Source organism: Ensifer sp. GW821-FHT05G01 (assembly GCF_059419585.1).
In genome coordinates this window covers 203,637-215,162 of sequence record NZ_JBWKSC010000009.1, presented here as the reverse complement: position 1 = coordinate 215,162, position 11,526 = coordinate 203,637, and the positions used below count along the sequence as shown (strand labels likewise).

Annotated in this window: 9 protein-coding genes; 5 read left to right on the top strand and 4 right to left on the bottom strand. The window is 62.8% G+C overall.

Going from position 1 to position 11,526, the window contains the following annotated elements; all coding sequences use genetic code 11:
• Window positions 1–80 precede the first annotated feature (80 nt).
• The gene (locus AC07UR_RS22035; RefSeq protein WP_209790133.1) at window positions 81–983 is read left to right on the top strand and encodes a LysR substrate-binding domain-containing protein; all 903 of its coding nucleotides are present in this window, start codon (window positions 81–83) and stop codon (window positions 981–983) included.
• 72 nt (window positions 984–1,055) lie between these two features.
• Here the strand turns inward: AC07UR_RS22035 and AC07UR_RS22030 are convergent, their stop codons facing one another.
• The 3 genes from AC07UR_RS22030 to AC07UR_RS22020 form a co-directional block, all read right to left on the bottom strand.
• On the bottom strand, window positions 1,056–1,922 hold the full coding sequence (locus AC07UR_RS22030) for a D-amino-acid transaminase (RefSeq protein WP_209790134.1): 867 nt from the start codon (window positions 1,920–1,922) through the stop codon (window positions 1,056–1,058).
• 25 nt (window positions 1,923–1,947) lie between these two features.
• Window positions 1,948–3,003, bottom strand: a complete 1,056-nt coding sequence (locus AC07UR_RS22025; RefSeq protein WP_209790135.1) for a P1 family peptidase — start codon at window positions 3,001–3,003, stop codon at window positions 1,948–1,950.
• A 168-nt stretch (window positions 3,004–3,171) separates the two neighbouring features.
• Window positions 3,172–4,209: a DUF930 domain-containing protein gene (locus tag AC07UR_RS22020; protein WP_209790136.1), complete on the bottom strand. Its 1,038-nt coding sequence runs from the start codon at window positions 4,207–4,209 to the stop codon at window positions 3,172–3,174.
• Window positions 4,210–4,333: 124 nt separating this feature from the next.
• Between AC07UR_RS22020 and AC07UR_RS22015 the strand changes: the two genes are divergently transcribed.
• From AC07UR_RS22015 to AC07UR_RS22000, 4 genes are all read left to right on the top strand, one after another.
• Complete coding sequence (locus AC07UR_RS22015) at window positions 4,334–4,582, top strand: hypothetical protein (protein ID WP_209790137.1); 249 nt, start codon at window positions 4,334–4,336, stop codon at window positions 4,580–4,582.
• 237 nt (window positions 4,583–4,819) lie between these two features.
• Window positions 4,820–5,863, top strand: coding sequence for an amino acid ABC transporter substrate-binding protein (locus AC07UR_RS22010; RefSeq protein ID WP_209790138.1), 1,044 nt, complete (start codon window positions 4,820–4,822; stop codon window positions 5,861–5,863).
• A gap of 19 nt (window positions 5,864–5,882) precedes the next feature.
• A complete protein-coding gene (locus tag AC07UR_RS22005) occupies window positions 5,883–8,141 on the top strand; it encodes an ABC transporter permease subunit (RefSeq protein ID WP_459553707.1) in 2,259 nt (752 codons plus the stop codon).
• An 82-nt stretch (window positions 8,142–8,223) separates the two neighbouring features.
• Window positions 8,224–9,432, top strand: a complete 1,209-nt coding sequence (locus AC07UR_RS22000) for a TIGR03862 family flavoprotein (protein WP_209790140.1) — start codon at window positions 8,224–8,226, stop codon at window positions 9,430–9,432.
• 118 nt (window positions 9,433–9,550) lie between these two features.
• On the opposite strand, the gene AC07UR_RS21995 is transcribed toward AC07UR_RS22000, so the two are convergent.
• Window positions 9,551–11,365: an ABC transporter ATP-binding protein gene (locus AC07UR_RS21995; RefSeq protein ID WP_209790141.1), complete on the bottom strand. Its 1,815-nt coding sequence runs from the start codon at window positions 11,363–11,365 to the stop codon at window positions 9,551–9,553.
• Window positions 11,366–11,526: the final 161 nt, after the last annotated feature.

Sequence of the window (11,526 nt, the reverse complement as noted above, 5' to 3'; positions counted from 1 at the left end):
GAAGCCCGTCGAACAGTGCCTAAAAGGGGTCATTCTCCCGCGCGCAAGGCGGGATGTGACGTCTTTCAGGAGTGCATGCTTTGGAAATCAAGTGGCTCGAAGACTTTCTGGCGCTGGCGAGCACGCTCAATTTTTCGAAGGCAGCCGACGAGCGGAACGTGACCCAATCCGCCTTCAGCCGCCGGATCAAGCAGCTCGAGGCCTGGGTCGGCGCGAGCCTCGTCGACCGCGCCACCTACCCCTCGCGACTGACCGAGGCGGGCCAGAAATTCGTGCCGGTGGCGCAGGAGACATTGCAGCATCTCTACCAATCACGGCGCAACCTGCAGAAGGAAGAAGGCTCGGACGCCAAGACCATCAAGGTGACCGCGCTCCACACGCTGTCCTTCACCTTCTTTCCCGACTGGATGAACCGGATCAACAAGAAGGCCGGCCCGGTGTTTTCGCGGCTTCGCCCGGATTCCGGCAGCATGGAAGAGAACCTCAACTCGCTGGTCGACGGATCCTGCGATTTTCTCCTGACCTATGCCCATACCCAGGTGCCGCTGCTCCTCGACCCGCAGGCGTTCGAGCACCGCTCGCTCGGCCACGAAAAGATCATTCCGGTTTCAGCCCCCAACGACACCGGAGCGGCCGCACACCTCTTGGAGGGCGGCACGAAGCCTTTCCCCCACATCAGCTACGAGAAGTCGTCGTTCTTCGGGCAATTGCTGGGAGAACTGGTCGGCGCCGACCTGCCGCCGTTCCAGCGGGTGCATGAGGGCAGCATGTCCGTCGGCCTGAAGGCGATGGCGCAGGCCGGCTGGGGCATCGCCTGGGTGCCGGAAAGCCTGATGGTCGCCGAGTTGGCGTCCGGCGCGCTGGTGCGCGCCGCCGACCCCCGTTGGGATATCAGCGTCGAAATCCGGGTTTACCGCGCCAAGGACAACCGGCGCCCGGTCGTCGGGCGGATCTGGCAATCGCAGGAGACGGTTGCCGCTTGAAGGGAAGATATGAAGCGGCTCCCGTCAGGATGCGCTTTATACCCTCGACCGTTCAAAGCGATCCGCAGACGGCTAGATTGCCGTCCGACGGGCATTCTCCAGGTAGAGCTCACGCAAACGCTTGACCATCGGTCCGGGTTTGCCGTCGCCGACCGGTTTGCCGTCGATGCGCGTTACCGGAACGACGAAGTTCGACGCGCTCGTCAGGCAGGCCTCGCGGGCTGAAAGCGCCTCCTCCAGCGAAAACGGCCGCTCCTCGACCGTCAGCCCTTGCTCGCGCGCCAGCTCCAGCGCGGCAAGCCGGGTGCAGCCGGGCAGCGTGGCATTGCTGTTGCCGCGCGTCACGATCCGGCCGTCGTCCGTGACGATATAGGCAGTCGAAGATGCGCCTTCCGTGACAAAGCCGTCCTCGATCATCCAGGCTTCGTCGCAGCCTTCGGCCTTGGCGATGCGCTTGGCCATCACCTGCGGTAAGAGACACACGCTCTTGATATCGCGTCGCGCCCAGCGCTGGTCGGCGACCGACTTGACGGAAACCCCCTTGTCGACGGCAGCCACATGTTCCAGCGTCTTGACCTGGGTAAAGAGCAGCAGCGTCGGCTTGATGTCGCCTGAAAACAGGAAATTGCGATCCTCGGCACCCCGCGTCAGCTGCAGATAGACGACGCCCTCGGTGAGGTTGTTGTCGCGCACCAGCCGCCGCTCGATCTCGACGATCTCGGCAACGGACACCGGAAGCGGCACATCGATCTCGCGGGCGGAGCGTTCGAGCCGTGCCATGTGCAGCGCACTGTCGATCAGCTTGCCTTCCAGCACGGCGGTCACTTCGTAGATGCCGTCGCCGAACAGGAAGCCGCGGTCGAAGACCGAAAGATGGGCCGCGTTCTCGGAAACGAACTCGCCGTTCAGGTAAACGATACGGCCGGTCGGGTTGGACATGGGAACTCCGTCTGAGGGAAGAGAATTAGGCCTTGAGGGCTGCAAGCCGATCAAGCGAGATCGCCTCGACCGAACTTGCCTTGCCGGTAGCGGCGTTGAAGCCGCTCGTGGATTGCGCCGTGACCAGCGAATTGAGGATCGCCTCTTCGGCGGCCTCGATCGTCGCTTCGAACAGCGGTGAGATCAGGTCGTTCGGCAGATCGGGATATCCGGAGATCGCGGCGCGTCGCTCGCGCGTGCGCCGGACGGATTCTGCGGTCGAGAATGCCAGCGAATAGTCTCCGGACCCGTTGCTGAGGGCGGCACCCGTGCGGGACAGCCCCCCAAAGGCGCGCTCAGCCAGGCGTTTCAGATTGCGTGCCGACAGCGGCGCGTCGGTTGCAACGACGATGACAATCGAGCCGTCACGATCATGTCCCGACGGCGCGTCGTAAGGCTGGCCGCAGACCAGCAGTCTGCCGCCATAATTGGACTGCACCAGTACACCGACAGTGAAGATCTCGCCCGCCACCTTGACGCGACGCGAGCTGGTGCCGATCCCACCCTTGAGACCGAAGGCGACCGTGCCGGTGCCGGCGCCGACGGCGCCCTCCTCGACCGGGCCGGGTTCAGCCGCAGCAAGCGCCAGGCCGATCTCATCGACCGTTGGGCGTCCGGCGCGGATATCGTTCAATCGGCTGTCATTCGTCTCGCCGACGACGGCATTGAGTGACACGACCTTTTCGTTGCTCGGCTGGGCCAGTGTCCAGCGGTTGATCGCCTCGATCGCCCGGCCGGTCGCGAGCGTATTGGTCAAAACGATTGGTGTTTCAAGTTCGCCCAGCTCTGCGATCTGGGTGGAGCCGACAAACTTGCCGAAGCCGTTGAGGACCGCGAGCGCGGCCGGCACCTTGTCCTGAAACAGATTACCGGGGTGGGGAAGGATGGCGGTGGCGCCCGTGCGGATCCTGTCACCCTCGACGATCGTTGCGTGACCAACGGCGACGCCGGCAACGTCGGTGATCGCGTTCAGCCCACCGGTCTCGTAGACGCCAGGACGAAATCCGAGATCGCGAAGTCTTTGACGCTCATTTGCCGCCATGTGGCCGTTTCCCCATTTTGCCAGAGGGCGATCGGTTGCACATGACCGTCGCCTTGATTGGCTGGAAGCTACTCCGCCCCGCGAGAAAACGGCATCGCAAAAATGGAATAGTTCTATGAGAAGTCCGCAAGACGACCTGATATCTCGCGCAATGGTGCGCGGACAACCTCAGTTCGGCGGCAGCTTGCGGCTCTTCCAGCTTGCCTCCGGCACGACGCCACCAATCGCGTAGCTGAAGGAAACAACCTCGACCGTCTCCAGGTTGACCTTGCACTTGAAGTTGACGTCGTACCAGGTGCCCTTGCTGCGGTAGGCGCCGCCGCTCGCGTCGATCTGTTCCTTGCCGATGAACCCGCCGGAAGGCCCGAACGGCACGAGCATGTCAGGAAAATCCCTTGGCCGCTGATTGCGGATCTGCTCCAGCGCCTCGATGCTGCAAAGCTGGAGGATGCGCTTCTTGACCGGCAGCTGACCCATCGCCTGCTTGACGCGTGGATCGGCGATCGATTTTGCCGAAAAGAGCTCCTTCGCCTCGACAAACCTGTCGGCGGGCAGCTTCGCCTTGGCCTCGGCCTTGCCTTCGGTTGCGTCACCCTTCTCCTTGTCGTCCGACGGCTTGCGCACCGGCACCGGATCAGCCTTTGGCACCGCCTTTTCGGCCTCCGTCTTGGCCGCCGGCTTGCTTTCGGCAGCGCTCTTGTCACCGTTGGTGGAGCTTGAAAGAACAGCAAGCTGCTGCTGTTGCGGATCTTTCACCTCCGGCTGCTTCTGCGCCTTGGCCTCCTCTTTCGCAGCCTTCAGCGTCGCAGTCGCATCAGCGGCGGCCGCTTTCTTCGCCTCGTTTACCGCGCCCTTCTTCTCAGCTTTGGCGATCGGTGGAAGCTCAGCGACCTTGGCCTCCTGCTTGATCTTGGCGGCGGCCGACTCGAAAGCCTGTGGCTGCTGACGGGCAGGTGCTGGCTGGGGCTTCGGCTGTTCCTTCTTCGGCTCTACCTTCTTCGGCTGCGCCTGCTCTCTGGGCTTTTCTTCCTGCTTTGGCTGCGGCGGCGGCACGATTTCGACGTTGATGCTCTGCTCGCCCTCAGGCTTGGGCGTTTCCTGCGGCAAACGAAACAGCACGAGAACGATCACGAGCAGATGCAGGCCCACCGAGACCGGCGTGCCCCATTTTATCTTCTCCCACCATTTTTCGGAAAACAGCTGCATCGCCTACGAGATAATAGAGCACAGGGGCGGAAGCTAGGTGCGCGCCAAATCTGACGGAATTATTGCATGCTGGCCCGGACTTTAGATATAGGACGCTGTCCTGTGGCGCAGACGGGGAGGCCTAGTGGAAACCGGGCAGATTTTCTTTGCTTTGCTTGTCGGCGTGCCGATCATGGCGCTCGCCACGCTCGGCTCTCTATGGCTGGTCTATGTCGTCAAGCGTCCACTTCTCGGAATTGTTGGACTAGCAATCGTCGGTATGACGTATTGCTACGGCGATGGGCCTTCCCTCCTGTTGCTCGCTCCGGGTGTCTTTTCCTGCATCGCCGCGACCAAGGGGTCTGGAATGACCCTGTCGAAAAGAATGCAATGAGCGAAACCCTCATCGTCTCGCCGCCCGTAGCGGACGCCGCGAAGCGGTGGCCGCTTCACCTCGAAGCTGACATCGCCGCCATTTTCAATTGAGATCGGAAATTTCTTCCCGCAATCGCGGAGATTCAGCACATTCATCCCTATTCTATATTTTCTATAGATTTAAAACATTCCGAAGTTGCGGCCCTGGATTTGACGGGCGGCGCGACGGACGAACATCATGGCCAGGAGCCTCTTCATGCAGCGCAATTCCACACGAAGCCGATTTTTCACAAAGGCATTTGCAGCGACGGCAGCCCTTACGGCGGCGTTGATCGCGTCGTCGGCGCTTGCCGGCGAAACCCTCGACAAGATCAAGGCGCGCGGCCTCATCAAGGTCGGCGTCGGCACCACGCCGGGCTTCTTTACGCCCGACAGCAGCGGCCGCTGGCAGGGCTTCTTCGTCGATTTCGGTCGGGCCCTTGCCGTCACCGTCTTCAACGATGCCGAGAAGGTCGAGTTCACCAACTCCTCGCCGCAGCAGCGGCTGCCCGCTCTGCAGTCAGGCGAATTCGACATCCTGCTCTCCGGCGTCACCCAGACCGTTACCAGAGCCTTCAAGCTCGGCTTCCACTTCGGCCCGGTGGTCTTCTACGACGGCCAGGGTCTCTTGGTGCGCAAAGATCTGGGCGTCGCCAAGGGTGAGGAACTCGACGGTGCGACGATCGGGGTTCAGAGCGGCACGACCGGAGAGCTGAACATCGCCGACTTCTTCCGCAAGACCGGCAAGACCTTCACGCCAGTCACGATCGAAGAGACCGGCGAATTCCTGAAGGCCCTCGATTCCGGTCGTGTCGACGCGCTGACCCAGGACGCCACCGACCTTGCCGCCAAGCGCACCCAGCTGACAAAGCCTGATGACTACGTGCTTCTGCCTGAGCGCCTATCGAAGGAGCCGCTGGCACCGGCCATCCGCGCCGGCGACGACCAGTGGCTCGAAATCGTCAACTGGACCGTCTACGCCACCATCCAGGCGGAAGAATTCGGTATTACCCAGAAGAATGTCGACAGCTTCCTCACCAGCGAAGATCCGGGCATCAAGCGCTTCCTCGGTGTCGACCCGTCACTCGGCGAAGCCATCGGGCTCGACCCGAAGTTCGCCTACAACATCGTCAAGGCGGTGGGAAACTACGGCGAGATCTTCGACCGCAACGTCGGCAAGGGCACGCCGCTCAATTTCGACCGCGGCTACAACCAGCCATGGACCGCTGGCGGCCTTCTCTATTCGCCGCCGTTCCGTTGAGCCCTTGTCGGTATCTGCGATGACATCCACTCTTCAACCGGGCCCTCTGGGGCCCGGCTTTCCCTCACGCCTGCGCACCTGGCTCGGGCCATTGCCGTTTCAACAGCTTCTCCTGTTTGCCGGCGTGCTTGCGATCTTTGCCCTCTTCGGCTCCAACACCGCCGACAGCATGCAACGCATGGGTCTGACGCCCGGCTTCGGCTTTCTCTTCCATCAGGCGAACTTCGAAATCGGTGAGACCGTATTTCCCTATGCGGCGGGAGACACCTACGCCCGCGCACTTGCGGCCGGCCTTGCCAACACCGTCAAGGTCGCCATGGTCGGCTGTGTGCTCGCCACGGTTCTCGGGGTTGCCCTCGGCATCGCCCGCCTGTCCGGCAACCTGCTGCTGGCGACCTTCGTGCACGCCTATGTCGAGCTGCTGCGCAACACGCCGCTCCTACTCCAGCTCTTCCTCTGGAGCGCAATCATCCACGCGCTGCCGCCACCGCGCGGCGCCTATGCCTTCCTTGACAGCGTCTATCTCAGCAATCGCGGCGTCTACGTCCCGTCCGTCTCGCTGCACGGCCTCTCCTGGGCGATCTGCCTGCCGGCGATCCTGCTGACCGCCTATGCGTCGCTGTCGCTCGCCCGGCGTCTGCTGACCGGGGCTGCGTTCTACATGCCGAAGGCCGCCGTGACCGTGCTCGGGTCGCTTATCGTTTGCAGTTTCGCGCTCACCTCCTTCGGTCTTGCGGCCACCGTCGATCTGCCGGCCAAGGGCGGCTTCAACATCAAGGGCGGCCTTTCGCTGACGCCGGAGTTCTTCGCGCTTCTGATCGGTCTTGTCGTCAACGCCTCGGCTTCAATTTCCGAGATCGTGCGCAGCGGCATCCAGTCGGTGAAATCGGGCCAATGGGAAGCCGCGCGCGCTTGGCCTCAGCCCCGCGCAGATCCTGCGCCTCGTCGTCCTGCCGCAAGCGTTGCGCGTCATCACGCCACTGATGATCTCGAGCTTTCTCGACCTGACCAAGAATTCCAGCCTCGCCGTTGCGATCGGCTACCCCGACATCGTCAGCGTTGCCAACACCACCGCCAACACCACCGGCCAGGCTCTCGAAGCCATCTGCATCATCGCCGCGGTCTATCTCACACTCAGCCTCTCGGTCTCGGCGCTGATGAACCTCTACAACCGTCGCGTCGTTCTTCGCGGGGAGACACGGCGATGAGCCATATCGAGCTGCCGCCACCGACAGCCCCGGACTGGCACCGCTGGCGCAGCGGCCTCTTCGGCGGCTGGGGCAACAGCCTCATCACGCTTGCAGCTCTCGGCGCCTTCGTCTGGCTTCTGCAGCCCTTCTTGCGCTGGGCAATCTTCGACGCGGTGTGGACCGGAACGGCTGGGGAGTGCGCCGTCGACGGCGCCGGCGCTTGCTGGGCTTTCATCGGCGCCAAGCTGCGCTTCATCCTCTTTGCGTTCTACCCACCGGACGTGCAATGGCGCCCCGCCCTTGTCGTCGTGGTGGTGATCGCCTTGCTGGTGCTATCGGCCACGCCCCGTTTCTGGAGTTTCCGGCTCGTGCCGCTGTGGATCGCAGCGCTCGTCCTGAGCTGGCTGCTGATGGCCGGCACGCTGACGCCGCCTGAGGTGTCGACCAACAATTGGGGTGGTCTTCCGATCACCCTGGTGGTCTCGATCGCCGGTCTTGCCTTTGCGTTTCCGATCGCGCTCCTGCTGGCGCTTGCCCGGCAGTCAAGCATGGGCATCGTCAGGACGCTCGCGATCGCCTTCATCGAGACGTTGCGCGGCGTGCCGATGATCGCGGTGCTCTATGTGGCAATGCTGATCGTTCCGCTCGCGCTGCCGAGCGGCGCTGCAATCGACAAGCTCTTGCGCGCGCAGATCGGCGTGACGCTGTTCTTCTCGGCCTATCTTGCCGAAGTCATCCGTGCCGGGCTGCAGGTGGTGCCGTGGGGGCAGCGCGAAGCAGCCCTTTCACTAGGCCTTGGTTACATCCAGACGATCCGGCTCGTCGTCCTTCCCCAGGCGCTTCGCGCCGTCATCCCGGCGATCGTCAATCTCTCGATCGGCATCGTGCTCAACACGTCACTCCTGGCTGTGATCGGCATCTATGACCTGCTGAACGCGGCAAGGACCTCGGCCACCGATCCGACATGGCTCGGCTTCTATACCGAAGCCTATGTCTTTGCCGCGGCCGTCTACTTCGCCATCTGCTTCACCGGTTCGCGCTACAGCATCTGGCTCGAAAAACGTCTGAACGCCATCGCCCGCCATTGAAGCGGCGCGTTCACACCGCCTTGCGCGCGGCGCACTGACGCGCCAAGAGTGGCGTCAACAGAATCGGATGCCGGACGAGCGCATGAAACGAAGCGAAATCGCGATCATCGGCGGAGGGCCGAGTGGGCTGATGGCTGCAGAGATCCTGTCTCTGCAGGACCATTCAGTGACGGTCTATGACAGCATGCCGACCGTCGCGCGCAAGTTTCTGCTCGCCGGCAAATCCGGGCTCAACATCACCCATTCCGAAGACTTTCAGCAGTTTGCCGATCGTTTCGGCGAAGCGTCGAAGCCCATGCGAAGCGCACTCGACGCCTTCACACCGGCGGACGTGCAGTCCTGGGCGGAGGGTCTCGGCACGGCAACCTTCGTCGGCTCCTCCGGCCGTGTCTTTCCAAAGGCAATGAAAGCGTCGCCGCTGCTGCGCGCCTGGATCAAGCGTCTGGAAGCTCGGGGCGTGCGGATCCTGGCGCGGCACCGTTGGACAGGCTTCGACGGATCCGCCCTCACCTTCGACACACCGGATGGACGTAAGATCGTCCATTGCGACGCCGTGTTGCTGGCACTCGGCGGCGCCAGCTATCCGCGGCTCGGATCCGATGCCGCCTGGTTGCCCGTTCTCAATGACAAGGGCATCGATATCACCGATTTCCGTCCCGCCAATTGCGGTTTCGATGTCGCCTGGAGCGATCAGTTCCGAGAGCGTTTTGCCGGCGAAGCGCTGAAATCCGTGACCGCGACGTCGAATGCGGGCACCATTCCCGGCGAATTCGTCATCTCTCGGCACGGCATCGAGGGCAGTCTCGTCTATGCGCATGCGGCCGAATTGCGCGATCGGCTGGAAGCTGATGGAAGTGCAGTGCTGACCATCGATCTCGCGCCCGGCCGTACCAGCGTGCGGCTGGCGAAAGACCTGGCGCGCCAGGACGGCAAGGCGAGTTTTTCCAACCGGCTGCGCAAGGGCGCAGGACTGGAAGGCGTCAAATCGGCGCTGCTGCGCGAGATCGCGCCCGACGCGTCGCGCGCCGACCCGAAAGCCCTTGCCGATCTGATAAAGGCGTTGCCGATCACTGTCCTTAGGACCCGCCCGATCGCCGAGGCGATTTCCTCGGCCGGCGGCGTGCGGTGGAGCGCCGTGGACGAGACCTACATGCTGAAGGCGCTTCCGGGTGTTTTCGTCGCCGGCGAGATGATCGATTGGGAAGCGCCGACCGGCGGTTACCTGCTGACCGCCTGTTTCGCCACCGGCCGCGCCGCCGCGCGCGGCATCGACGCCTGGCTGCGGCGATAGGCATAGTCACGAAACCTGCAAGGCGGCATCGCCCTTACCGCCGAGACCAGAAGACAAACGCAAGACGCCGGCACACTCGGGTGCCGGCGTCTTGCGTTTCAGCGGTTATGCATCAGCCTCAGCTGTCGTTGAGCACCAGGCCCTTGGTCAGTTCCAGAGCCTGCCGCTCGAACAGGCCGCGGTAGATGCCGCCGTCGAGGCGGATGAGCGCCTCGTGTGTGCCCTCTTCCGCGATCCGGCCATGGCTGAACACCAGCAACCGGTCGAGCGCGCGCACCGTCGACAGCCGATGGGCGATCACAAGGGTTGTGCGACCGAGCATCAGCCGTTCCATCGCCTGCTGGATCAGCACTTCCGATTCCGAATCGAGGCTCGACGTTGCCTCATCCAGGATCAGGATCGGTGCATCCGCAAGGAACGCCCGGGCAATCGCAATGCGCTGGCGCTCGCCGCCCGAGAGCTTCACCCCACGTTCACCCACCAGCGTGCCATAGCCTTTCGGCAAGCCGGTGATGAAGTCATGGGCGCTCGCAAGCTTTGCCGCCTTTTCGATCTCGGCTTGCGTCGCCGTTGGCCGGGCATAGGCGATGTTTTCCGCAAGCGAGCGGTGGAACAGGATCGGCTCCTGCTGGACGATCGCGATCTGCTGGCGCAGCGACGCCTGGGCAACGCCCGCGATATCCTGGCCGTCGATCCGGATTTCACCGGACTTCAGGTCATGCAGGCGCTGGATCAGCTTGACGAACGTCGTCTTGCCCGAGCCAGAGTGCCCGACAAGGCCGACACGCTCGCCCGCCGGGATCGTCACCGAGAACCGGTCGTAGAGCGGCTTGCGGTGGGCACCGTAGTGGAAGGTCACATCGTTGAATTCGATGCGGCCATCGGTGATACGGATCGGCTTGGCGCCATGCTTGTCTTCGATACCGAGGGGCTGGGCGTGAATGTCCACCAGCTCTTCCATGTCGTTGACCGACCGCTGCAGGTTGCGGATGTGCATGCCCACTTCACGCAGGTACCCCTGCAGGATGAAGAAGGAGGTCAGTACAAAGGTGATGTCGCCAGCCGTCGCCTGCCCTTTCGACCAGAGAAACAGCGCAAAGCCGATAACGGCGGCGCGCAGGACGAGCAACAATGCACCCTGTGTCGTGCCGTTCACCGTGCCACGAACCCAGGTGCGGCTCGTGCGGTCACGCCATTTTGTGATCACCTTGACGAGGCGCGCATCTTCACGCGCTTCCGCGCCAAAGCCCTTGACGACGTTGTTGCAGCTGACGGCATCGGCAAGCGAGCCGCCGAGCTTGGTATCCCAGCTGTTGGCGAGCCGCGCCATCGGCGCGACATAGCCCAGCGACAACAGGACGGTCGCCGCGATGAAGATGAGTGAGCCGACACCAATGATGACACCCATCATCGGCCAGTACCACGCCATCAGCGCCGTCGAGCCGACCAGCATGATAACCGAGGGAAACAGCGCGATCAGCAGCGTGTCGTTGAGCAGGTCGAGCGCCCACATGCCGCGCGTCACCTTGCGAACCGTCGAGCCGGCAAAGCTGTTGGCATGCCAGTCGGATGAGAAGCGCTGAATGCGGAAGAAGGCGGCCGAGGCGATGTCGGACATCATCTTCAGCGTCAGGTCGACGACGCCCATGAAGGTGAAGTGCCGGAAAATGATGGCACCGAGCGACAGCGCCGTCATCGTCCAGAATGCAGCCAGGGCTGCATCCCACGCGACCTGGTCGGAGGCGGCACCTGTCACGACCGCGTCAACCAGCCGACCGGAGTAAAGCGGCGTGAGTACATCGGCGATCGTCGACAGCATAACTGCGCCGAGGATGAAGGAAAGGCGAAGCGGCTGGCGCTTCCAATGAACCCAGGTGAAACCGAGAACGCTGCGGAACGCACCGCCGCGCAAGGCGAAACGAGTAAAAGCCATAGTGATTGCCCAACGCATCGAGCGTTGGCCTCAAAATTCTAGTCAATGAAACATGCCGAAAAGGGAAACGGTTTCCGATCGGCATCAACGATTGGTCGCTTCCGCATTGAGGGAAGACCAAAGTCAGCGAGACATGTTCTGACTTGAAAGAGCTAAAGAGC